This is a genomic window from Actinocorallia populi (assembly GCF_002995495.1).
GTDB classification, from domain to species: domain Bacteria; phylum Actinomycetota; class Actinomycetes; order Streptosporangiales; family Streptosporangiaceae; genus Actinocorallia; species Actinocorallia populi.
In genome coordinates, this window is sequence record NZ_PVZV01000007.1 from 176220 (window position 1) to 199566 (window position 23347).

Below are 23347 nucleotides of genomic sequence, written 5' to 3' on the forward strand. Positions count from 1 at the left end.
GAGGCCCATGAACGAGAAATACCGTGCCGGGTTCGTCGCGGCGTCGTTTCCTCGCAGGCCCGAGGGCCCGGCACCGTACTTCCGGCGCGAGTTCACCGTCGGCCGACGGCCCGAGAGGGCGACCCTGCACGTCACCGCGCTCGGCATCGTGGAGCCGTACCTGAACGGGACACGGGTGGGAGACGAGGCCCTCTCCCCCGGTTGGACCTCTTACAGGCACCGGTTGCCCGTCAGCGCCCACGACGTCACCGACCTGGTCGAGCCCGGCACGAACGCGCTGGGCGCGATCGTCGGCGAGGGCTGGGCGGTGGGCCGGATCGGCTTCGAGTCGCTGACGAAGCCCGGTGAGAACGCCGACCGCTTCCATTACACCGACCGGCCGGCGCTCTTTCTCCAGCTGGAGCTGGATTACGGCGACCACACCGAGACCATCCGCACCGACGAAGCCTTCACCTGCGCCTCCGGAGCCGTCGTCGGCCACAGCCTGTACGACGGGGAGACCTACGACGCGCGGCTGGAGCCCGAAGGCTGGAGCACGGCCGGGTTCGACGACTCCGGCTGGTCTCCGGCCGAGCCGTTCGACTGGGACCCGGCCGCCTTGATCCCGCGTGCCGCCGAGCCGATCCGCCGCGTCGAGGAGCTCTCCCCCGTAGCCGTCACCACCAGCCCGTCCGGCAGGACGATCGTGGACTTCGGGCAGAACATCTCCGGCCGGGTGCGGCTCACCACCACCGGCCGGGCCGGGCAGACCGTGACGATCCGCCACGCGGAGATCCTCACTGACGGGGAGCTGAACGTCCGGTCGCTCCGCCGGGCCGAGGCCGTCGACCGCTACACCCTGCGCGGCGGCGGTCCGGAGACCTGGGAGCCGCGCTTCACCTTCCACGGCTTCCGCTACGCCGAGATCGACGGTCCCTTCGACGAGGTGGCCGCGGTCGTCGTGCACAGCGACATGAGGCGCACCGGTTGGTTCGACTGCTCCGACCAGAGGGTCGGCAAGCTGCACGCCAACACCGTCTGGTCGATGCGCGACAACTTCGTGGGCGTGCCCACCGACTGCCCGCAGCGGGACGAGCGCATGGGCTGGACCGGCGACATCAACGCCTTCGGCCCCACCGCCGCCTTCCTCTACGACGTGCGCGGTGTCCTGGGCTCCTGGTTGGACGACCTGGCCGCCGAACAACGCGAGCTGGGGTACGTCCCGTTCGTCGTCCCGGACGCGCTGCACAGCCCCTGCGAACCGACCGCCCTGTGGGCGGATGCGGCCGTCAGCCTGCCCTGGGCCCTATACCAGGAGTACGGCGACGCCGGGATCCTGCGGCGCGCCTACCCGTCCATGACCGGGTTCGTCCGCGACGTCGAAGCAAGGCTCGACGCAGACGGCCTGTGGAGCAGCGGCTTCCAGTTCGGCGACTGGCTCGACCCCGACGCCCCCGCCGACAACGCCGCCGCGGCCAAGACCGACAGGTACCTCGTCGCCAACGCCTACCTGGCCCGGACCACCCGCGAGCTGGCCGAGACCGCGAAGATCCTCGGCGAGGCCGCCGACGCCGACCACTTCTCCGCGCTCGCCGACCGGGTACGCGCGGCGTTCCGGCGCGAGTACACCACTCCCGGGGGGCGCCTGGCCGGGGAGACGGCGACCGCCTACTCGCTGGCGATCGCCTTCGGCCTCCTCGACCCCGTCCAGGAGCGCAAGGCCGGTGACCGCCTCGCCGCCCTCGTCACCGACGCCGGATACCGGATCTCCACCGGTTTCGCCGGGACCCCGCATGTCCTGCCCGCCCTCACCCGCACCGGCCACCTGGAGGAGGCATACCGGATGCTGCTGCAGACCGGCCGCCCCTCCTTCCTCTACCCGGTCACCATGGGCGCCACCACCATCTGGGAGCGCTGGGACGCCCTCCTGCCGGACGGCACCATGCATCCGGCCGAGATGACCTCCTTCAACCACTACGCCCTCGGCGCGTCCGTGCACTGGCTCCACACCACCGTCGGCGGCCTCACCCCGATCGAGCCCGGCTACGGGCGCATGCGCATCGCTCCCCGGCCCGGCATCGGCCTCACCCACGCGTCCCTGCGCCATCTGACCGTCCATGGCGAGGTCACCGTCTCCTGGAAGACCGCCGACGGCCGGATCACGGTCGAGGCCGCCATCCCCCCCGGCACCGAGGCGGAGGTCGTCCTCCCCCTGCACCCCGAGGCCCTGGAGACCGTCATCTCCCCCGGCGCCCACATCTGGACCTACGACCTGCCGGAGGGATACGACCCGCTGCACCGCTACACCCTGACCACCCCCATCAGGACCCTGCTGTCCGACACCGGGGTCTGGGAGGCGGTGAAGCGGGTGTTCGCCGAGCACCTGCCCCACCTGCCGGTCGAACACGCCGCCAAGGCCTCCCCCGACACGACCCTGCGGACCGTCCTGGACAGGCTCCCCGATGTCCCGGACGCCCTGGAGTCCGCCTTCGTCAACGCCCTGAAGGAAACGCCCTCATGTTGAAACCCCGCTCCACCCCGACCCGCGAACTGGTCAACCTGGACGGTCTCTGGCGGTTCGCCGTGTCCGGGCGGGTCGGCGAGCGGCCCTGGGAGGGCCTGCTCGACACCCCGCTCGAGGCGGCCGTGCCCGCGAGCTACAACGACCTGTTCACCGACCCGGCGATCCGCGACCACGTGGGCTGGGCGTGGTACCAGCGCCAGGTGCGGGTGCCGCGCGGCTGGGCAGGTGAACGGGTCCTCCTTCGCGTGGGCGCCGCCACCCACGAAGGCCGCGTCTACGTCGACGACGTGCTGGTGGCCGAGCACGTCGGCGGGTACACGCCGTTCGAGGCAGACATCACCGAACACGTGTGGGCGGGCGGGGAGTTCCGGCTCACGATCGGGGTGAGCAACGAACTGACGAACACCACGATCCCGCCGGGCACCATCACCGTCACGCAGGACGGCCGACGGCAGCAGAAGTACCTGCACGACTTCTACAACTACGCGGGCCTGGCCCGTTCGGTGTGGCTGTACAGCGTCCCGCAGGTCCACGTTCAGGACGTCACGATCGTGACGGGCGTGGAGGGGAGCACCGGGACGGTCGGCTACACGGTGAAAACCAGCGCGCCCGCGCCGGTACGCGTACGGGTGCTCGACGCCGCCGGAGCCGAGGTCACCTCAGGTGAGGGCGCGAGTGGAACCCTGCGGATCGACGACGTGAACCTGTGGCGGCCTGGCGCTGCTTACCTCTACGACCTGGTCGTCGAGGTGCTCGACGGCGAGGAGGTCGTGGACTCCTACACCGAACCGTTCGGAGTGCGCACGGTCGAGGTGCGCGGCACGCGGTTCCTCATCAACGGCGAACCGTTCTACTTCACCGGATTCGGCAAGCACGAGGACACACCCGTGCGCGGCAAAGGCCACGACGACGCCTATCTCGTGCACGACTTCCAGCTGATGGACTGGATCGGCGCGAACTCCTTCCGCACCGCGCACTACCCCTACGCCGAGGAGGTGATGGAGTTCGCCGACCGGCACGGCATCGTCGTCATCGACGAGACCGCGGCCGTGGGCCTCAACCTCGCGGTCCAGGGCGGCCTGGCGGGCCGGCCGCACGACCCCACCTGGTCTGCGGAGACGTTCGGCGACACCACCCGGCAGGCGCACGCACAACACCTGCGGGAGCTGATCGCCCGCGACAAGAACCACCCCAGTGTCGTGATGTGGTGCCTCGCCAACGAGCCGTCCTCCAGCGAGCAGGGAGCACGCGAGTACTTCGAGCCGCTGGTGGAACTGGCCCGCGAACTCGACCCGACCCGGCCGCTGTGCTACACGGCGGTGATGTTCGCCAGCTCGAAGAACGACCTCATAGCCGACCTGTTCGACGTCATCTGCCTCAACCGCTACTACGGCTGGTACGTCGCCACCGGAGACCTCGCCACGGCCGAGACCTACCTGGAGACGGACCTGCGCGCCTGGGCGGAGAAGTTCGGCAAACCGATCATCATGGGCGAGTACGGCGCGGACACCCAGACCGGCCTGCACTCGGTATGGGACGTGCCGTGGACCGAGGAGTACCAGCAGGCCTACCTGGAGATGCACCACCGCGTCTTCGACCGCGTCGAGGCGTTCGTCGGCGAGCACGTGTGGAACTTCGCCGACTTCGCCACCTCCAACGGCATCCACCGGGTGGACGGCAACAAGAAGGGCGTCTTCACCCGCGACCGGCGCCCCAAGAGCGCCGCGCACTCCCTGCGGCGGCGCTGGAGAGAACTCGGCGACCGCAAACCGGCGGACACGAACTGAGAAGAAGGAAAACCGTGTTCCCGGAACTGAAGGACACCGACGCCGCGGCCGCCGACCGGGTCGCCGCACTGCTGGACACACCCGGAAAGCTCGGCGTGGCCTTCTCCGGGGGCGTGGACTCCTCGGTGCTGCTGGCCCTGGCCGCGCGGGCACTGGGCGAAGACCGGGTGATCGCCGTCCTCGGCGTCTCACCCAGCCTGGCCGACGACGAACGGTCGGCGGCCCACCGGGTCGCCGACCGCCTCGGAGTACGAGTGGTCGAGGTCCACACCCGCGAAGGCGACCTGCCCGCCTACCGCGCCAACGGCCCCGACCGCTGCTTCCACTGCAAGAACGAACTGTTCACCCGGATCTCGGCGCGCACGGCGGCCGAGCACGGCATCACCGCGCTGGCCTACGGTGAGAACGCCGACGACGTCCTGCGGCCCGACCGGCCCGGCAGCCGCGCCGCGGCACTCCACGGGGTGCTGCGGCCGCTCGCCGACGCCGGACTGGACAAAACAGCGGTCCGGCGGATCGCCACCGCGCTCGGCCTGCCGTGCGCGGACAAGCCCGCCGCGCCCTGCCTGGCCTCCCGGATCCCGCACTTCAGCGAGGTCACACCACACAAACTGGCACAAATCGAACGAGCCGAACGGGCACTGCGAGAACTGGGATTCACCGACTGCCGGGTACGCCACCACGGCGAGACCGCCCGGATCGAGATACCGGTCGACGAACTGCCCCTGCTGGCGGGAGGCCTGCGCGAACGGGCACTGGCCGCCGTCCGGGAAGCGGGATTCACCACGGTCACGGCCGACCTGGAAGGCATCCGGTCCGGAGCGTTCACACTGCCGCTGGTGGGTGTCCGGCATGGATGACACCTGGAGCCCCCCGGCCTCCTTCACCCGGCTCGACCACGACCGGACCGCCCGCCGCGGCTACCCCGAAGCCGTCTACTGCGCGGGCAAGACCCCCGAGCAGGTCAGGGCGATCGCGGCCGAACTACGCGAACGCCGAACAGGGGTGGCGCTGTTCACCCGCGCCGACCCCGAACACGCACGCGCCGTCCTGGCCGAACTCCCCGACGCCCGCCACGACACGCAGGCACGGCTCGTGGCCTGGCCCCCCGACCCACCCGAAACCTCCGGAGGGCTCGTCGCCGTGCTCGCCGCCGGCACCTCCGACCTGCCGATCGCCCGCGAAGCCGAACTGACCGCCCGCTACCTCGGCCGCCCATGCGAACTCGTCGCGGACGTCGGAGTGGCCGGACTGCACCGCGTCCTGGCCTGCCTGGACCTGCTGCGCTCGGCACGGGCGATCGTGGTCGCGGCGGGCATGGACGGCGCCCTGCCGAGCGTGGTGGCCGGCCTGGTGTCCGCACCGGTGGTCGCACTCCCGACCTCGGTCGGCTACGGCGCGGCCTTCGGAGGCCTGGCACCACTGCTGTCCATGCTCAACGCCTGCTCCCCCGGCGTGGCCGTCGTCAACATCGACAACGGATACGGAGCCGGACACCTGGCCGCCCAGATCGCCGCCCCCCAACCGCGCTGACCCTTCAGACGGAAAGCACGGAGACGAGGCGGGGCACGGGCGCACCCGGAAGCAGACCCGCGGCATGCGCGGCGACACCCGCCGCATCCAGAACGGCACGCAAAGGCAGACCACGCACCTCGGCGAGCCGCGCGGCGGGCTCGTACTCCGCAGTCGCCTGAACGATCACACCGTCACGATGACCGACCTTGATGGGAAGACACGCGCCCAAGACCTCCACATCGCTCCAACCGCGATCCAGCACCGTACGGCGAACGGGCCGCTCACGCATCCCCAGAGTGCTCGTCAGACGAAACACCGCGTCCCGCAACGCATCAGCACGGGAAGGCGGAACCAGCACGCACAGCGTGTGCGCGGGACGGCCCTTCTTCATCAGGATCGGAACCAGCCACGCGTCGAGCGCGCCCTCCCGCAGAAGACAGGCCAGCACGTCCGGCCAGACCCGCGGATCGAGATCATCGACGTTGGTCTCGAACACGAAAGCCTCCACCACCGGCTCCGCGACAGACTCACCCAGGAACACCCGCACGACGTTGGGCCTGCCGGGCGTGTCCCGGCCACCCGCGCCGACCCCCGTCCGCTCCAACCGCATCGAAGGCAGCCCCGGCTGCTCACGCGCCAGAACGGACAGCAGCGCCATGCCCGTCGGAGTGGCCAGCTCACCCTCACCCCCCGCCAGAACCAGCCGGCCGGCGGCCAGCTCGGCGACGGCGGGAACCGGGACGGGCAGCAGCCCATGGGCGGCGGCCACCCCGCCCGACCCGAGAGCGACAGGACCCGCCGACACGTCCTCGACCGCCAGATCATGAAGAGCGGAACAGACCCCGACGACGTCGGCAATGGAATCCCAAGCCCCCACCTCGTGGAAATGCACATCCTCGACCAGCACACCATGAACACGGGCCTCCGCCTCGGCGAGCCGGGCGAAGACCGCCAACGAACGGTCACGGACCGGCTCGGGAAGACCCGCACCGGCGAGGAGAACACGCAAACCCGACCAAGCGCGATGCGGATGACCACCATCCGCAGGAACCACCCGAACACGCAATGCGCGAAGCCCGGCACGGGTCACCTGCTCCGGCACGATCCGCACCTCACCGGGAATGACGTCCCCCACAGCGGCACGCACCGCCTCCAGCGAAGCCCCGGCATCCACAAGCGCAGCCAGAAGCATGTCCCCCGCCACACCACCCGAAGCATCGATCCAGGCGCTGCGCATCATCGCAACCGGTAGAGGACCTCGCCCGCCTGCGGCACGACGAGAGTGTCCGGATCGGCGGCCAAGGCATCGAGATCGACAGAAGCCGGATCGAGATGGTCCAGATTCACCCGGCGAACCACATCCTCAGGGATGCCGGTGGCCAAAGTGACCTTCACCCGGCAACGCTCACCACGCTCGGGATCATAGGTGCCCGCACCGCGCAGATGAGTGGAATGCGCCAGGACGCCCCAGTGCAGATGCTCGAAACGCTCCCACTGAGCCGTGAAGTAGTCACGGCAGTGATAACCGACCTCCTCGATCTCCGGATGCATCTCGGAGACCCGCGTGACGTGCGGCGCATACAAGATCACCTCACCCCCGTCGGCGACGACCGGCTCCAACTTGTAAAAACCCTTCGCCGCCGTCCACATGTCCCCGTACTTCTCCGGAACCAGCGACACCACCCGCTTGACCGGCGCATCCAGATAACGCACATGAGCAGCGGCGGAAACCTCGGCCGCCGCCGCCCACGCCTCCTCCGGAGCCCCATACGCCACCGCATGCAGATCATCCGAACCCGACTTCACCACGACGCACAACGCCGACCTCCGGCCCGGAACCAAAGAAGCGGCCTCATCGATCAACGCCCGCACCGGCGTGACACCCCGAGCACCGATGATCTCCACACTGCTGATCAGCGCCCCGAGCCAATGCGACAGATCGATGATCTCGGCCCCCGCCACCCCGGGAAAGAAATACTTGTTGCCACCGGAGAACCCCACCACCTCATGCGGGAACACCGGCCCGACCACCAACGCCACATCATGCTCCACGACCGCCCGGTTGAGCCGCACATCCACCTCACGGCACAACAACCCCCCGGACAACTCCGCCACCCGCCCGGCACTGATCGTGCCGAGCGAAACAAAGGTCGAAGGCTCCCACCAAGCATGATTGAGCACCGTCATACCGGGCAGCGCCGGAACATGCGCCGCCAACTCGGCCTCACTCATGGGGGCATGAGTACCCAGCGCCACCAACACGGTCATCCGGCTCACCCGGCCGTACAACGCACCGTGCACCGCCCGAAGCAACAACGGCAGCGGACAGGAACGCGTCGCGTCGGGAACCACCAGACAGACACTGCGCCCATCGAGATCCTCAGCCGCCAACCGGGCCGCGACGAACTCCCGAACCCGGTCTTCGGCCAGGACCGTTCCGGCTTCTCCGATGCACTGGACCATGCCCGGCAGCCGACCACGACCGCACTCCCCCGCGCAAACCCGCACGGCAACACATGGCAACCGTTTGCCGCCGCCGCCCCGCAACGATCACGATGCGTCACATGCCGCCCTACCCCCACCCCGACAGGCTCCTCCCGGCCGACCCGAACACACGCCCGGTCGCCCGCCGCCTCTACGAGGCCGTCCGCGACCTGCCGATCATCTCCCCCCATGGCCACGTCGACGCACGACTACTGGCGGACGACACCCCGTTCAGCGACCCGGCGAGCCTGCTGGTCACCCCCGACCACTACGTCACCCGACTCCTGCACGCCACCGGAATCCCCCTGGAAGAACTCGGCGTCGGACAAGGCCCCCTGCCCGAACCCCAAGCCCGGCAAGTGTGGCGACGACTGTGCGAACACTGGCACATCTTCCGCGGCACACCCGTCCGCTCCTGGATGGAAACCGAACTCAGCGAGATCTTCGACATCACCGAACCCCTCACCGCCCGATCCGCCGACCGCGTCCACGACCAGATCGCCACCCGCCTGACCGACCCCGCCTACCGGCCCAGAGCACTCTTCCACCGGTTCAACATCGAGGTACTGGCCACCACCGACGACCCCTGCGACGACCTGACCGCCCACCGCGCACTGGCCGACGACCCCACCTGGACGGCACGCGTGATCCCGACCTTCCGACCCGACCCCTACCTCGAACCCGGCCAGAACGGCTGGACCACACTGATCACCCGACTCGGCGAGACCACCGGCCACGACACCACCCACTACGACGGCTACACCCGCGCCCTGGAAGAACGCCGCCGGTACTTCGCGGCACACGGAGCGACCTCCGCCGACCACAGCCACACCGACCTGCGCACCGACCCGCTACCGCACTCCGAAGCCTCCCGCATCTACCGCTCCGCCCTCGCCGGAAAGGCCACCGAAGCCGAGACCACCGCGTTCCGCCGCCACATGCTGCTGGAAATGGCACGCATGTCATGCGAAGACGGCCTGGTGATGACCCTCCACCCCGCAGTACGCCGCGGCCACCACACCCCGACCCTGCACCGGTTCGGACCCGACACCGGCCACGACATCCCGCTCCGCGCCGAGTTCACCGATGCCCTGCGCCCCCTCCTCGAACGCTACGGAACAGCAGAAGGCTTCCACATCGTCCTCTTCACCCTGGACGAAACCACCTTCTCCCGCGAAATCGCACCACTCGCCGGGTTCTACCCCTCGGTCTACGCAGGCGCCCCCTGGTGGTTCCTCGACGCACCCGACGCCATCCGCCGCTACCGACGAGCCGTCACCGAAACCGCCGGCTTCTCCCGCACCTCCGGATTCATCGACGACACACGCGCCTTCTGCTCCATCCCCGCCCGCCACGACATGTCCCGACGACTGGACTGCGGATACCTCGCCGAACTCGTCACCGAACACCGACTGAACGAAGAAGAAGCACTGGAAACCGCCATGGAACTGGTCACCACCAACCCCAAAAAGGCCTTCAAACTATGACCCGACCCCTGAACCGCACCACAGACGGACGCCCCGCAGCCCCCACCCGCCTCCTGCACCTGGGCCTCGGCGGATTCTTCCGCGCCCACCAAGCCTGGTACACCGAACACGCCCCCGACGCCGCCGCCTGGGGCATCACCGCCTTCAGCGGCCGCAGCCGAGAACTGGCCGACAGGCTCGCCGCCCAAGACAACCTCTACACCCTGGTCACCCGAACACAGAACGGAGACCGCCACGAAGTGATCAGCGCACTCAGCGCCGTACACACCGCAACCGACCACACCGCATGGCTGGAACACTGGCGACGCCCGGAACTCGCCGCAGTCACCCTCACCGTCACCGAAGCCGCCTACACCACCCTCCCCGAAGGCGGCCTCGACCTCGCCCACAAAGACGTACGAACCGATATCGCAACACTGGCGACGAACCCGTCCGCCCCGGCCATCACCGTGGCAGGACGACTCCTGACCGGACTCGCAGCACGACACAAAGCCGGATACGGACCAATCGCCATCGTGCCCTGCGACAACCTGCCCGACAACGGAAGAACAACCGCCCGCGCAATACGCGAACTCGCCGAAGCCACAGGAACCAGAACACTGCGCACCGCGGCCGAACACGCCTCCTACATCACCACCGTGGTCGACCGGATCACACCCTCACCCACCGAACAAGACGCCAAGACCACAACGGCCGCCACCGGACGAACCGACACCGCACCAGTCATCACCGAACCCTTCACCGAATGGATACTCAGCGGCGAATTCCCCGCGGGAAGACCCCGCTGGGAAGAAGCCGGCGCCCGCTTCACCACCGACACCGGCCCCTACGCGCAACGCAAACTATGGCTGCTCAACGGAGGCCACTCCCTCCTCGCCTACGCCGGACCGCTCCGCGGACACACCACCGTCGCCGAAGCCGTCGCCGACCCCGTATGCCGCACCTGGCTGCAACAATGGTGGGACGAGGCCTCCCGCCACCTGAACTCCCCCCAGCACGAAACAGCCGCCTACCGGACATCCCTGCTGCAACGCTTCGCCAACCCGGGAATCCGCCACACCCTCGCCAAGATCGCCCAGGACGGAACACAGAAACTGCCCGTCCGGCTCCTACCGGTGCTCCGCGCCGAACGCGAGAAGGGCACCCTGCCACCAGGCGCTACTCGAATCCTGGCATCCTGGCTGCTGCACCTGCGCGGACACGGCGCACCCGTACACGACACCGCCGCCCCACCCGCCGCCGGCCCCCTGCGCGACGCCGCCCGCACCGTGCTCACCGCACTCGACCCGCGGCTGGGCGAGGACACCGCCCTGACCGATGCGATCACCGCACGGGCATCAGAGGCCGCACGAACAGCGTGACCTCCGGACCTGGACGCCGACACCGCTTCTTTGATGAGTCTTCAGTCCATTTGTTGTCGGGTCTGTGGGGTTCATCCACCCGGGGCCTTTACGCAGTAAGGTTCTTCTGGATCACCGGGAGGCCAGCTCCACCAAGAAGCGGGTCTCCGGCCCGTGCAGGCCCGCCCGCAACCGGGAGGCCGCCAACAGGACGGCCAGCGCCCCGCACCACCCCAGCACCCGCTCCGGCGACGACCCGGGCACCAGCGACGCCAGCTCCGCCGCCCGGCGCTCCAGTTCCTCCCCGTCGCGGACGCCTTCGAGCGCCCAGTCCACCGCGTCGAAATCCGGGTCCCCCCAAGCGGGACGGGGATCGATCGCCACCAGCCGTCCCCCGGGCCCCCACAGCACGTTGCCCGGATGCAGGTCCCCGTGCACCAGGGCGGCGTGCCCGCCGGAGGCCAGCTCCAAGGCCGCCGCCCGGCCCCGCTCCAGCGCACCGCCCAGCGACGCGGCCGGCCCGCGCCCCGCCAGGTCGAAGAGGAAACGGACCCTCTCCTCCAGCGGTCGCAGCACCGAGCCCTCCCCCCGCAGCGGCGACGCATCCCGCAACCCGCGCAGGAGCGCGGCGGCCTGCGGCACGCTCCAGGACGACCGCAGAGCCGGCACACCCGGCTCCACCCCGCCCAGCAGCAGCACCCCCGCCTCCAGGTCCCCTTCCAGCAGGGAGACCACCGACGGGCTGCCCGCCCACGACCGCAGCGCCTCGGCCTCCTCACGCGCGATCACGGGATCCGGCGTGAGCTTCAACCACACCTGCGAACCGTCCTCCCGCCGGCACCGGAACACCCGCGACGTCCCGCCGCCATCGGCCCCCGAAAGCTCCAGACCCCAGCGAGCGGCGAACTCCCCCACCAGTACGGGAAGAGCCTCGCACCAGGCGAGTACGCCGGGACCGAACCGGACGGAGAGCCGCTCCCTGGCTTCAGCGGGCACGAGCCCCTCGAAGATTTCCATGGCCTTCACCCTGACCGGTCCGAGGGCGGCAAACCCCTCCTTCCACAGATGCAACGAAAGATCCGAAATTCTCACCCGCTGCTCTAGAGTGTGGCTCGTCGACCCAAGCGCTCAGGGCAGGAGCTCTCACGGTGACGTCCCGGCCGCTGCATCCCGCCGATCCGACCTCGATCGGCCCGTACACGCTGCTCGGCGTCCTCGGCGAGGGCTCCCAGGGCGCCGTCTACCTGGGCACGCTCGCAGGACGGCGCGTCGCGATCAAACTCATGCACGAGCGGTACGCCCAGGATGCCCGGGCGCGGCGGCGGTTCGTCCGTGAGCTCGAGGCCGCCAAGAAGGTCGCGCGGTTCTGCACGGCCCAGGTGCTCGACGCCGACGTCCAGGGCCGCTGCCCCTACATCGTCAGCGAGTACGTCCCCGGGCCCTCGCTCCAGGAACTGGTACTGCAGGACGGGCCGCGCACCGGCGGAGCCCTGGAACGGCTGGCGGTCAGCACGCTCACCGCTCTGGCCGCGATCCACCGTGCCGGGTTCGTGCACCGGGACTTCAAACCAGCGAACATCATCATGGGCCCCGACGGGCCGAGGGTCGTCGATTTCGGCATCGCCCGCGCCCTGGACGCCGGTACCTCCGGCGGCCGGGTCGGGACGCTGCCCTACATGTCCCCCGAACAGCTCAACGAACGGACACTGACCCCCGCCTCGGACCTGTTCTCCTGGGCGTCATGCCTGCTGTTCTCCGCCACGGGCACCTCCCCGTTCGCCGCTTCCGAGGTCGGCGCCACGGTGCACCGCATCCTCCACGTCCGCCCCGACACCTCGTCCCTCCCCCAGCCGCTGCGCGACGTCGTCGAGGCCTGCCTGGACCACGATCCGGCGGCACGCCCGGACGCCGCGCGAGCCCACGCCCTGCTCCTGGGCGAAGAGGTCCCGCCCCTCCCGGCCCGCGCCGCCGCGCCCGCCACCGAACCCGATCCCGCACCGCCCACCCGGAGGGACCGGCCGCGGCGGCCCTCCGCGAACCCGGCCGCCGCCGCGGTCCTCGCCACCGCGGCCGTCGTGGTGCTGGGCACGGCCGCCGCCTGGATCCTCCCTCGTACCGATCCGAGCCACGGCAACACCAACGCAGCCGTGAACACCCCGTCCACGCCGCCACCGGCCGCCTCCGCCCCGCCGCCGAACCCCACGCAGAGTCCTACGCAGAGTCCCACCCGAAGCGTTTCCCGGGCTCCCGCACCGACCGGCCCCCCGCGCACCGGCTCCCCGCAGCCCACCGATCACAAGCCGGAGAAGGAAGAACAGCCGGAACAAGACGCACCCAAGAACGACGTTCCCCCGGCCACAGAGGAACCCGGGCCCCCGCCCTCCACCGAACCGCGACCTCCCGCGAACGACCCGGCACCCGCCGCGCCCGCACCCGCGCCCGCCCACACCACGCCGCCCTACGACGCCGTCCACGCCTGCAACGAGCAAGAAGGCGACGGTTTCCACCTCCAGGAGTCGCGCACGTTCCCCGGCGGCACCCTCCACCTGCTCTACAGCAGGACGAGCCGGCTCAACTGCGTGACGGTCATCAAGACCGCCGACGTCGGAACGTACACGCCTATCTGGGTGGAGATCGCCCGCCAGTCCGACGGCCTTATCAAGGCGGAACGCGGCTCCTACCGGTATTACGCCACGGCCAGCATCCTGGCGCCCGGCGTCTGTGTGCGCATTGCGGGCGGCGGCCCCCACGGACGGGAATCCACCGGCTGGGTCCGCTGCGGCTGAACCCGCGGCCGGACCTCGGCGGGCCGTGTCATGACGAGTGGATCCGCGGGAACGGGCAGGCCTCCTCCAGCTCGTACGCCAGTTCCAGCAGCGTGCGCTCGCCGCCGCGCGCGGCCGAGAGCTGGACCGAACCCGGCATGCCGTTGGAGAAGAGACCGTGCGGCACGGAGATTCCCGGGCCTCCGCCGACGTTGTTGATCGGGGTGAAACCCACGTAATCGACGAGCTTGGCGAAGGTCTCCTCGAACGGCCGGTCGGGGGCCAGCTCCCCCAGCAGCGGCGCCGGATGCGACAACACCGGGCTCATCAGCACGTCCACATCGGTGAAATGCGCGTCGTAGAGCGCGGTCGCCCCTCGCAGCCTCCGCACCGCCGGCACGATCTCCAGCGGGCTCCGCCTCACCAGGCCCGCCAGTCCCTTGGTGAAAGGATCCAGGTCACGGGGACGGAAGGAACGCCCGTGTCCGGCCTTGTATGAAACCGACAGCAGGATCGCGAACAACGCCCAGTACAGCTTGAAGTCCTCCACGAACCGCGCGTCGAGGTCCAAACGCACCTCGCGGACCTCATGGCCGAGCGCCGCCAGCGTCTCCACCGCCGAATCCAGCACCGCGCCGGTCTCCCGGTGCACCGGACGGCCCAGCACGTCATACCGGACGACACCGATCCGCAACCGCCGCTCCGCCGGGCCCTCCACCAGCCCGACCGGACGCAGCCTCCTGTTCGGCCGGAACTTCTCAGCGGCCGCCAAGTAGCGCGCCGTGTCGCGGACCGTCCGGCTCAGCACCCCCTCCGACCCCAGATTCACCGGCAGGCCGCGCGCCCCCGGCGGGTCCAGCAGGCGGCAGCGCGTCGTCTTCAACCCCACCAGTCCGTTCACCGCGGCCGGAATCCGGATCGACCCTCCGCCGTCGTTCCCGTGCGCGATCGGCACTGCTCCCGAGGCCACCAACGCCCCCGCACCGCCCGAAGAGGCGCCCGCCGAGTACGCGGTGTTCCACGGGTTTCGCGTCGGAGGACGATCCACGTATTCGGTACTGGCCGTCAACCCGAACTCCGGCAGCGTCGACTTGCCCAGCAGCACGAACCCTTGCGAGAGGAACTGGTCCGCGGGCGGACCGTTGCGCTTCGCCGGACGCGGATCGAACGCCGCCGACCCATGGCACGTCGGCAGCCCGACGACATCGGTGTTGTCCTTCACGAACGACGGCACACCCGAGAACGCCCCGGGCCGCCCGTGGAGCACATCCCGCCTGGCCTTCTCGAAACACTCCGCCTGCACCGCGTTGAGCCGTCCGTCGACCCTCTCCACCCGGGCGATCGCCGCCTCGACGACCTCCGCGCGGCTTGCCTCTCCCGACCGGATCCGCTCTGCCAACCCCACCGCGTCCAGGTCGCCGAGCGCGTCGTCGGTGAAGGAATGAACGGTGCTCATGAGTTTTCCGTGCCTCCGCTGAACTCCGGCTCGTCCCGGGCGGTCGTCTACGCAAGGTGGACCGTGCGGAGCATACAGGGCCAAAGATCACAACACGGGACTTGTCCATCACGGATCGGCCGGCATACGGCCGGGGAACCGCACGGCGCGCCATGCCGCACCTAAAGTGACACGATGCTCTCCATCGGTGACCGGGTTCGGGCGGTGGCCTGTTCCACCGCGGCCTGCTGCGTCGTCGTGATGTGCTCCGCCGGTGCGGTCGCGTCCCGGCCGGACCGGGGCGGCCCGGTGGTGCGGCTCGCGCCGGGAGTGGTCTACCGGGCCTTCCACCTGGTCGACGGGTCGAAGCCGGTGGCGGGCCACGAGGTGCGGGCCGACCTGCGGGCACCGGGGGTGTCGGTGGGGCTGCTGCACCCCGGGCCCGTGGCCGCCCGGACCACCGTGAGCGCGATGGTGAACGGCCGGGCGGCGGTCGCGGGGGTCAACGGCGACTTCTTCGACATCAGGTCCGAGCACCCGGGCGTGGTGGAGACCGGTTCGGCCGGCGGGCCCGAGGTCGCCGGCGGACGGCCGCGCAAGGCGGCGGTGCCCGACCGGCAGCGGTTCGGTCCCTCACTGCCGCCCGGCGGCTCCGCCCGCGACGTGTTCGGCATCGGCCTGGACGGCGTCGCCCGGCTGGGACGGCTGCGCCTGGACGCGGTCCTCACCACCGGCCGGTCGCGCCACGCCGTCGACGGACTCAACCAGTACGCGCTTCCCGAGAACGGGATCGGGATCTTCACCTCCCTGTGGGGCGCCGCATCCCGGGTCCGCGCCACCTGCGGCAGCGACACCCGCCGCAAGGCCCCCTGCGCCGCCGACACCGCCCGGGTATGGATCTCCGGCGGCCGTGTCACCCGCGGGCCCGAACCGCTCACCGACGACGCGATCCCGCCCGGCACCACCGAGCTCGTCGGACGGGAACGGGGCGCCCGCACCCTGCGGACGCTGACGGCCGGCGGTCCCGCCCGCCTGGCCTACCGGCTCACCGGCGCCGAACCGCCGTTCGCCGAGGCCGTCGGCGCCTACCCGATCCTGCGCGACGGCCGGAAGGCGACGGCCCTGGACGACGAGGTCCGCGCCCCGCACACCGCCGTCGGTACCGGCCCCGGTGGGCACGATGTCCTCCTGGTGGTCGTCGACGGCCGGTCGGAGAGCAGCGGCGGCCTCACCATGTCGGGTCTCGCCGACCTCATGGCCGCCCTCGGAGCCTCCGACGCCGCCGCCCTCGACAGCGGAGGCTCCTCCGAACTCGTCACACGGCTCCCCGGCCGACCCACCGTGACCGTCCGCAACGTCCCCTCCGACGGCCGGGAGCGTCCCGTGGCCAACGGTCTGGGCATCTTCGCCCGTTCCTGACGACAAGCCCGCGCCTTTACGCAGTAAAGCAAGGGAGGGCGAGGAAGGAAGGGCTCCGGCGCGACGCCTACAGCATGGTCTTGACCGCGTCGTGCGCCGCCTGCCGCATCCGGACGTGCAGAGCCGCGTTCACCTCGCGGTCCGTGCGCGCCTCCACGATCCGCAGGCCCTCGCCCGCCACCGCGCGGGACAGCCCGGAGGCCTTCTCCAGCCGCTTGTAGGGGATCCCGTGGGCCGCCGCGATGTGCGCCAGCTCCACCTGGTGGGAGGTGCCGAAGATCCGCTCGAACGAACCCCGCAGCGACGCCTGCGGCAGCAGCGAGAAGATGCCACCGCCGTCGTTGTTGACCACCACCAGCGCCAGGTCCGGGACGGGCTCCGCCGGACCCATCACCAGCCCGTTCTGGTCGTGCAGGAACGCCAGGTCGCCCAGCAGCGCGTACGAGCGGCCGCTGTGCGCCAGCGCCGTGCCCATCGCGGTCGACACCAGCCCGTCGATGCCCGACGCGCCCCGGTTGGCCAGGATCCGCAGGCCGCGGCGCGGACGCATCGTCTGGTCCAGGTCCCGCACCGGCATCGACGCCGACGCGAACAGCAGCGAACCGCCCGGGATCGACGCCGCCAGGTCGCGGGCCAGCCGGGGCTCGGTCACCTCGTCGCCCTCGTCCAGCACCTTGTCCACCGCCGCGGCCGCCGCCTGGTCGGCCGCCTTCCACGACTTCAGCCACCCGTCGTCCCCCGACACGACCGGGATCTCCACCTCCTGGGCGACCTGCGTGGCCGACCGCACCGGATCGGGCCAGCGCGCCAGCGACGGGCTCACCACGATGTGCTCCTGCGCGCGCCGCAGCAGCGACAGCAGCGGCTTGGACAGCCCCGGCTTGCCGAGCGTCACCACCACCTCGGGGCGGTGCTGCTCCACGAACTCCTGCACCCCCAGCAGGAAGTGGTACGACGACATCGCGTTGTCGCCGTAGCGGCCGTTGCCGATCGGCTCGGACAGCACCGGCCAGCCGGCCATCGACGCCGCCGCCACGTACCGCTTGACGTTCGCCGCCCCGTCGCCCACCACCAGCACACCGCGCCGCGTCGCCGGGACCCGCAGGACCGCCCCCGGCATCCCCGACCGCACCTTCGTCCACGGCCCGCTCCCGGCGCCGGAGTCCAGCGGCTCGCACCACGACTCGTCCCCGCCCGGGATGAGCGGCTCGCGGAACGCCACGTTCAGGTGCACCGGACCCGGGTCGGGCATCATCGCCACCGCGTACGCGCGGCTGGCCATCGACCGCCAGTAGGCGACCATCCCCGGCCGCTCCTCCGGCGCGCCCACCTCGCACGTCCAGCGCACCGCCGAGCCGTACAGCTTCACCTGGTCGATGGTCTGGTTGGCGCCCGTCCCCCGCAGCTCCGGCGGCCGGTCGGCGGTCAGCACCAGCAGCGGCGTCCCCGTCTCCGACGCCTCGATCACCGCCGGGTGGAAGTTCGCCGCCGCCGTCCCCGACGTGCACACCAGCGCCACCGGCCGACCCGTGCGCTTGGCCAGGCCCAGCGCCAGGAACGACGCCGACCGCTCGTCCACGCGCACGTGCAGCCGGACCCGCCCGGCCCGGTCCGCGGCCTCCAGCGCCAGCGCCAGCGGAGCCGACCTCGACCCCGGCGCCAGCACGGCCTCCGCCATCCCCGCGCACAGCAGTTCGTCCACCAGCACCGTCGCCAGCGCGGTCGCTGGATTCATGCGCTCCCCGCTTCTTCAGCTCGCCGACGCCACGCTCCGGGATCCACCTCGAAGCGCGCCAGCTCCTCTTCCTTCACTTCGGGGCGGCGCACCGCGATGCACCCGTCCTCCACCAGAAGGGGATCGGACACCACGTCGCCCTCCAGCAGCTGCAGCGTCGCCAGCCCGCACGCGTACGGCAGGTCCGGCAGCACGGCGGCCAGCGCCAGCCCCGCGGCCAGCCCCACCGAGGTCTCCACCGCGCTGGACACCACGACCGGCAGCCCGATCTCCTCGGCGATCCGCAACGCCGGACGCACCCCGCCCAGCGGCTGCACCTTCAGCACCGCGACGTCGGCGGCCTCGGCGTCGCGGACCTTGTACGGGTCCTCGGCACAGCGGATCGACTCGTCCGCCGCCACCGGGACCTCCACGCGCCGGCGCACCCGCGCCAGCTCCTCCACCGTCGCGCACGGCTGCTCGACGTACTCCAGGCCGAAGCGGTCCAGCAGCCGGACCATCCGCACCGCGCAGTCGACGTCCCAGCCGCCGTTCACGTCGATGCGCACCCTGCCCTCGGGGCCGATGGCGTCGCGGACGGCCTCGACCCGCGCCAGGTCGTCGGCGTCGCTCTGGCCGCGTTCGGCGACCTTCACCTTCGCCGTCCGGCAGCCGCCCTCCCGCACGATCCGGTGCGCCTGCTCCGGCCCCACCGCGGGGACCGTCACGTTCACCGGGATGCGGTCGCGCAGCGGGGCGGGCCAGCCCTCGAACGCCGCCTCGCGGGCCGCGGCCAGCCAGCGCGCCGCCTCGGCCGGCCCGTACTCGGCGAACGGCGAGAACTCCCCCCACCCCGCCGGGCCGCGGACGAGCGCGCCGTCCCGGCGCGTCAGCCCCCGGAACCGGGTGCGCATCGGGATGGAGAAGGCCCGCATCAGCTGTACCAGGGGTAGGGCGACCAGTCGGGGTCGCGCTTCTCCAGGAACTGGTCACGGCCCTCGGCCGCCTCGGCGGTGCCGTAGGCCAGCCGCGTGGCCTCGCCTGCGAACACCTGCTGGCCCACCAGCCCGTCGTCGATGAGGTTGAAGGAGAACTTCAGCATCCGCTGCGCCGTCGGCGACTTGCCGTTGATCTTCGCCGCCCACTCCAGCGCGACGTTCTCCAGCTCCTCGTGCGGCACGACCGCGTTGACCATGCCCATGCGGTGGGCGTCCTCGGCCGAGTACGTCTCGCCCAGGAAGAAGATCTCCCGCGCGAACTTCTGGCCGACCTGGCGGGCCAGGTACGCCGAGCCGAACCCGCCGTCGAAGCTGGCCACGTCCGCGTCGGTCTGCTTGAACCGCGCCTCCTCGCGCGAGGCCAGCGTCAGGTCCGAGACCACGTGCAGGCTGTGCCCGCCGCCCGCGGCCCAGCCCGGCACCACGCAGATGACGATCTTGCCCATGAACCGGATCAGCCGCTGCACCTCCAGGATGTGCAGCCGGCCCGCCCGCGCCGGGTCGATGCCCTCGGCCGTCTCGGTCTCGGAGTACCTGTAGCCGTCCTTGCCGCGGATGCGCTGGTCGCCTCCGGAGCAGAAGGACCACTTGCCGTCCTTGGGCGACGGGCCGTTGCCGGTGAGCAGGATGACGCCGACGTCGCCGGTCAGGCGGGCGTGGTCCAGGGCCCGGTACAGCTCGTCCACCGTGTGCGGGCGGAAGGCGTTGAGCACCTCGGGGCGGTTGAAGGCGATGCGGACCGTGCCCTGGTCCACTGCCCGGTGGTAGGTGATGTCGGTGAAGTCGAAACCTTCGACTTCCTTCCACCGGTTCGCGTCGAAAAGCTGGGAGACCATGCGCTCTATTCAATCGCTTCCGCGGCCCCTCTTCGGCCACCGGTAGCCTGATCGGGCCATGAGACCCGTTCACGCCGCCGTCCTGCCGCCCGGACCCCGCCTGCTGGAGGCGCTCTCCGCCGCCCTGGACGGCTCGGGCCCCGCTCTCCTGCCCCTGTCCCCCGGCCTGCCGCCCGCCGCGCTGGAGCGGCTTCTGAAGGCCGCGCGGCCCGCCGCCCTGCTGGACGCCGGGGGCCTGCGTCCGCTGCCCGGCGGGTCCCCCACCGGCGCCGCGGTGCTGATCGCCACCTCCGGGTCCACCGGGACCCCCAAGATCGTGGAGTTGCGGGCCGAGGCGCTGCTGGCCTCGGCCCGCGCCACCCTCGAGCGGGTGGGCGGGCACGGCGCGCCGTGGTTGTGCTGCCTGCCGACCAGCCACATCGCCGGGATCCAGGTGCTGGTGCGGGCGCTGCTGGCCGGGACCGATCCGGTGGTCCACCCCGGCTTCGACCTCGCCGCGGTGGCCGCCGCGGGACGGGTGCACGTCTCCCTCGTGCCCACCCAGCTCGCGAGGCTGCTGGACGCCGGAGCCGATCTCACCCGGTACGCCTCGATCCTGCTGGGCGGCGCGGCGGCTCCGGCGGCGCTGCTGGAACGCGCCCTGGCCACGGGGGCGCGGATCTTCACCACGTACGGGATGAGCGAGACCAGCGGCGGCTGCGTCTACGACGGCGTGCCCCTGGAGGGGGTGCGCGTCTCCCTGGCCGGGGACGGCCGGATCCGGCTGGCGGGCCCCGTCCTCTTCTCCGGCTACCGGGGGGAGGCGCCCCGCGACGGCGAGTGGTTCACCACCGGCGACCTGGGCGCCTTCGACGAGGACGGGCGGCTGCGCGTGCGGGGGCGGGCCGACGACGTCATCAACACCGGCGGCGAGAAGGTCGTCGCCGGGGAGGTCGCCGCGGTGATCTCGCGCCATCCGGCCGTCCGGGACGTGGTGGTCGTGGGGCGCGACGACCCCGAGTGGGGCCAGCGCGTGACGGCCGTCGTCGTCGCGGAGACGCCGCTGAGCCTGGAGGAGGTGCGCAAGTGGGTGCGCGCCGAACTGCCTGCTCCCGCCGCGCCGCGGGAGCTGGAGCTGCGCGACGCGCTGCCGCTGCTGCCTTCGGGCAAGCCCGACCGGGAGGCGTTGCGGGCGCCCGCGACGCCCGGCGCCTTTACAAAGTAAGTCAAGATGTGAGCCAGAACGCCGTGGACGGGGTGAACCCCCCGGGGCCCTCACGCGTCTCTTGAGATGTCAGAAGCCGTCAGGAACCGGCTCGACCGCATCCGAAACCCCGCACCGCCGCCGGCCTGCGGCGCACGGGCGGGCGGCACATCTCCCCAGTTCACACCGTAGATCGGTGGCCAAGAGTTCTGCCGCTCGGGAACATTCTGGACATGCCCCTCCGTTTCGGATAGTGCGCACCAAAATGGCTCAGCATGGCTCACCTGCCAGTCTTCAGAAGGGAGGGCCGGTCCCCATGCCCCGCAAGCCCTCAGTGAACTCGCCCGTCGAGCAGGACGGCAAGCACCTCGACGACCTGCTGGCGCTGGGCCGTTCCCGTGGCAGCCTCTCCCTCGCCGAGGTCCGCGAGGCGTTCGAGGAGGCCGGGATCACCCCCGCCCAGGGACGGTCCCTGCTCAAGCAGCTCTCCGAGGACGGCGTCAGCCTGGCCGACACCGTCCAGACCTCTGGAACCGCCCTCAAGCAGCGCAGGACCCCCGCCAAGAAGACCACCGCGGCCACCGCGAAGAAGGCGGCGGGCAAGGCCGGCACCGCCGGCGCCGCCGACGCCCCCGCCCGGCGGGCCGGGACGCGCGCCACCGCCGCCCAGGGCGGGGACGCCGGGCCGCCCGCCAAGGCGACCGCCGTGCAGACCGCGCCCGACAAGACCTCCCTGGACGACGACGACACCGGCTTCGACCCCGCCGCCGAGGAGGAGGAGGTCGAGGAGGTCGGCACCCGCGACCTCGACGACAACAGCTCGGTGATGGGCGACTCGGTCCACACCTACCTCAAGGCCATCGGCCGCCGCCAGCTGCTCACCGCCGAGCAGGAGGTCGACCTGTCCAAGCGCATCGAGGCCGGCCTGTACGCCGAGCACAAGCTGGAGACCGAGCAGGACCTGCCCGCCCGCCTGCGCGACGAGCTGGAGTGGCTGGCCGAGGACGGCAACCGCGCCAAGGCCCACATGCTCGAGGCCAACCTGCGGCTGGTCGTCTCGGTCGCCAAGAAGTACTCCGACCGCGGCCTGTCCCTGCTGGACGTGGTCCAGGAGGGCAACCTCGGCCTGATCCGCGCGGTGGAGAAGTTCGACTACACCAAGGGCTACAAGTTCTCCACCTACGCCATGTGGTGGATCCGCCAGGCCATCCAGCGCGGCTTCGCCGACTCCGCCCGCACCATCCGCCTGCCCGTCCACGTCCTGGAGCTGCTGAGCAAGCTCAGCCGCATCGAACGCGACATGCACCAGCGGCTGGGCCGCGAGCCCACCCCGGAGGAGATCGCCGTCGAGATGGGCAAGAGCCCCGAGCAGGTCCGCGAGCTGCTGCGCACCAGCCGCCAGCCGATCAGCCTGGACTCCACCATCGGCGAGGACGGCGAGACCCGCATCGGCGACCTCATCGAGGACACCGACAGCCCCGAGGCCTCCGAGCTGGTCGACCGCCAGCTCATGGCCGACCAGCTGCGCCGGGCCCTGGCGGTGCTCTCGCCCCGCGAGGCCAAGATCATGGCGATGCGGTTCGGGCTCTACGACGGCACCCCGCGCACGCTGGACGAGATCGGCAAGCACCTCGGCCTCACCCGCGAGCGCATCCGCCAGCTGGAGAAGGAGTCGCTGTCCAAGCTGCGCCACCCCAGCAACGCCCAGCCGCTGCTGGACTTCGCGGTCTGAGTCGCTCCGGTCGCCTGCCACCCGCCTGGGGGACGACCCCCAGACCCCCGAGAACGGGCCGGCCGATCCTCGCTTCGCTGCGGTCGTCCGGCCCGACGCATGAGGGCCGCCGTCACCGGGCATGAGGGGGTCATCCCCACATCCCGGAG

Annotated in this window: 17 protein-coding genes; 10 read left to right on the top strand and 7 right to left on the bottom strand. The window is 71.2% G+C overall.

Annotated elements, in window-relative coordinates:
- The first annotated feature begins 7 nt into the window (after positions 1–7).
- Genes C2865_RS27585 through larB form a run of 4 tightly spaced genes read left to right on the top strand, consistent with a single transcriptional unit; the run spans position 8 to position 5823 of the window.
- A complete protein-coding gene (locus C2865_RS27585) occupies positions 8–2503 on the top strand; it encodes an alpha-L-rhamnosidase (protein ID WP_106401509.1) in 2496 nt (831 codons plus the stop codon).
- Positions 2497–4290: a beta-glucuronidase gene (uidA, locus tag C2865_RS27590; protein WP_106401510.1), complete on the top strand. Its 1794-nt coding sequence runs from the start codon at positions 2497–2499 to the stop codon at positions 4288–4290. Before C2865_RS27585 ends, uidA begins: the two co-directional genes overlap by 7 nt.
- Positions 4291–4304: 14 nt before the next feature.
- On the top strand, positions 4305–5150 hold the full coding sequence (larE, locus tag C2865_RS27595) for an ATP-dependent sacrificial sulfur transferase LarE (protein ID WP_106401511.1): 846 nt from the start codon (positions 4305–4307) through the stop codon (positions 5148–5150).
- The gene (gene larB / locus C2865_RS27600; protein ID WP_106401846.1) at positions 5143–5823 is read left to right on the top strand and encodes a nickel pincer cofactor biosynthesis protein LarB; all 681 of its coding nucleotides are present in this window, start codon (positions 5143–5145) and stop codon (positions 5821–5823) included. Before larE ends, larB begins: the two co-directional genes overlap by 8 nt.
- Positions 5824–5827: 4 nt before the next feature.
- On the opposite strand, the gene larC is transcribed toward larB, so the two are convergent.
- A complete protein-coding gene (gene larC / locus C2865_RS27605) occupies positions 5828–7045 on the bottom strand; it encodes a nickel pincer cofactor biosynthesis protein LarC (RefSeq protein ID WP_198653652.1) in 1218 nt (405 codons plus the stop codon).
- Positions 7042–8268: a lactate racemase domain-containing protein gene (locus C2865_RS27610; RefSeq protein WP_106401512.1), complete on the bottom strand. Its 1227-nt coding sequence runs from the start codon at positions 8266–8268 to the stop codon at positions 7042–7044. Before C2865_RS27610 ends, larC begins: the two co-directional genes overlap by 4 nt.
- Before the next feature lie 101 nt (positions 8269–8369).
- Between C2865_RS27610 and uxaC the strand changes: the two genes are divergently transcribed.
- Positions 8370–9776 (top strand): glucuronate isomerase, encoded by a 1407-nt coding sequence (uxaC, locus tag C2865_RS27615; protein WP_106401513.1) that lies wholly within the window; start codon positions 8370–8372, stop codon positions 9774–9776.
- A complete protein-coding gene (locus C2865_RS27620; RefSeq protein WP_106401514.1) occupies positions 9773–11137 on the top strand; it encodes a mannitol dehydrogenase family protein in 1365 nt (454 codons plus the stop codon). The genes uxaC and C2865_RS27620 overlap by 4 nt, the downstream gene beginning before the upstream one ends.
- A 111-nt stretch (positions 11138–11248) precedes the next feature.
- Here C2865_RS27620 and C2865_RS27625 read toward each other — a convergent pair whose 3' ends face one another.
- Complete coding sequence (locus C2865_RS27625) at positions 11249–12133, bottom strand: aminoglycoside phosphotransferase family protein (RefSeq protein ID WP_106401848.1); 885 nt, start codon at positions 12131–12133, stop codon at positions 11249–11251.
- Between the two features lie 131 nt (positions 12134–12264).
- Here C2865_RS27625 and C2865_RS27630 point away from each other — a divergent pair, with 131 nt between their 5' ends.
- Positions 12265–13902, top strand: coding sequence for a serine/threonine-protein kinase (locus C2865_RS27630; RefSeq protein ID WP_106401515.1), 1638 nt, complete (start codon positions 12265–12267; stop codon positions 13900–13902).
- A gap of 28 nt (positions 13903–13930) precedes the next feature.
- On the opposite strand, the gene C2865_RS27635 is transcribed toward C2865_RS27630, so the two are convergent.
- On the bottom strand, positions 13931–15337 hold the full coding sequence (locus C2865_RS27635) for an amidase (RefSeq protein WP_106401516.1): 1407 nt from the start codon (positions 15335–15337) through the stop codon (positions 13931–13933).
- Positions 15338–15511: 174 nt separating this feature from the next.
- Between C2865_RS27635 and C2865_RS27640 the strand changes: the two genes are divergently transcribed.
- Complete coding sequence (locus tag C2865_RS27640) at positions 15512–16735, top strand: phosphodiester glycosidase family protein (protein WP_157963930.1); 1224 nt, start codon at positions 15512–15514, stop codon at positions 16733–16735.
- 67 nt (positions 16736–16802) lie between these two features.
- On the opposite strand, the gene menD is transcribed toward C2865_RS27640, so the two are convergent.
- The 3 genes from menD to C2865_RS27655 are packed head-to-tail and all read right to left on the bottom strand — an operon-like array spanning position 16803 to position 20283.
- On the bottom strand, positions 16803–18470 hold the full coding sequence (menD, locus tag C2865_RS27645) for a 2-succinyl-5-enolpyruvyl-6-hydroxy-3-cyclohexene-1-carboxylic-acid synthase (protein WP_106401518.1): 1668 nt from the start codon (positions 18468–18470) through the stop codon (positions 16803–16805).
- Positions 18467–19384, bottom strand: a complete 918-nt coding sequence (locus tag C2865_RS27650) for an o-succinylbenzoate synthase (RefSeq protein ID WP_106401519.1) — start codon at positions 19382–19384, stop codon at positions 18467–18469. The genes menD and C2865_RS27650 overlap by 4 nt, the downstream gene beginning before the upstream one ends.
- Positions 19384–20283, bottom strand: coding sequence for a 1,4-dihydroxy-2-naphthoyl-CoA synthase (locus C2865_RS27655; protein ID WP_106401520.1), 900 nt, complete (start codon positions 20281–20283; stop codon positions 19384–19386). The genes C2865_RS27650 and C2865_RS27655 overlap by 1 nt, the downstream gene beginning before the upstream one ends.
- Before the next feature lie 58 nt (positions 20284–20341).
- Here C2865_RS27655 and C2865_RS27660 point away from each other — a divergent pair, with 58 nt between their 5' ends.
- Positions 20342–21487 (top strand): AMP-binding protein, encoded by a 1146-nt coding sequence (locus C2865_RS27660; RefSeq protein WP_106401521.1) that lies wholly within the window; start codon positions 20342–20344, stop codon positions 21485–21487.
- A 295-nt stretch (positions 21488–21782) separates the two neighbouring features.
- Positions 21783–23198 (top strand): RNA polymerase sigma factor, encoded by a 1416-nt coding sequence (locus C2865_RS27665; protein ID WP_106401522.1) that lies wholly within the window; start codon positions 21783–21785, stop codon positions 23196–23198.
- Positions 23199–23347: the final 149 nt, after the last annotated feature.

Excerpts from the sequence above, each read along its gene's own strand:
- C2865_RS27585 (WP_106401509.1), top strand. The coding sequence starts at position 8 with ATGAACGAGAAATACCGTGCCGGGTTCGTCGCGGCGTCGTTTCCTCGC.
- uidA (WP_106401510.1), top strand. The coding sequence starts at position 2,497 with ATGTTGAAACCCCGCTCCACCCCGACCCGCGAACTGGTCAACCTGGAC.
- larB (WP_106401846.1), top strand. The coding sequence starts at position 5,143 with ATGGATGACACCTGGAGCCCCCCGGCCTCCTTCACCCGGCTCGACCAC.
- larC (WP_198653652.1), bottom strand. The coding sequence starts at position 7,045 with ATGATGCGCAGCGCCTGGATCGATGCTTCGGGTGGTGTGGCGGGGGAC.
- C2865_RS27610 (WP_106401512.1), bottom strand. The coding sequence starts at position 8,268 with ATGGTCCAGTGCATCGGAGAAGCCGGAACGGTCCTGGCCGAAGACCGG.
- uxaC (WP_106401513.1), top strand. The coding sequence starts at position 8,370 with ATGCCGCCCTACCCCCACCCCGACAGGCTCCTCCCGGCCGACCCGAAC.
- C2865_RS27620 (WP_106401514.1), top strand. The coding sequence starts at position 9,773 with ATGACCCGACCCCTGAACCGCACCACAGACGGACGCCCCGCAGCCCCC.
- C2865_RS27625 (WP_106401848.1), bottom strand. The coding sequence starts at position 12,133 with ATGGAAATCTTCGAGGGGCTCGTGCCCGCTGAAGCCAGGGAGCGGCTC.
- C2865_RS27635 (WP_106401516.1), bottom strand. The coding sequence starts at position 15,337 with ATGAGCACCGTTCATTCCTTCACCGACGACGCGCTCGGCGACCTGGAC.
- C2865_RS27640 (WP_157963930.1), top strand. The coding sequence starts at position 15,512 with ATGCTCTCCATCGGTGACCGGGTTCGGGCGGTGGCCTGTTCCACCGCG.
- menD (WP_106401518.1), bottom strand. The coding sequence starts at position 18,470 with ATGAATCCAGCGACCGCGCTGGCGACGGTGCTGGTGGACGAACTGCTG.
- C2865_RS27650 (WP_106401519.1), bottom strand. The coding sequence starts at position 19,384 with ATGCGGGCCTTCTCCATCCCGATGCGCACCCGGTTCCGGGGGCTGACG.
- C2865_RS27655 (WP_106401520.1), bottom strand. The coding sequence starts at position 20,283 with ATGGTCTCCCAGCTTTTCGACGCGAACCGGTGGAAGGAAGTCGAAGGT.
- C2865_RS27660 (WP_106401521.1), top strand. The coding sequence starts at position 20,342 with ATGAGACCCGTTCACGCCGCCGTCCTGCCGCCCGGACCCCGCCTGCTG.
- C2865_RS27665 (WP_106401522.1), top strand. The coding sequence starts at position 21,783 with ATGCCCCGCAAGCCCTCAGTGAACTCGCCCGTCGAGCAGGACGGCAAG.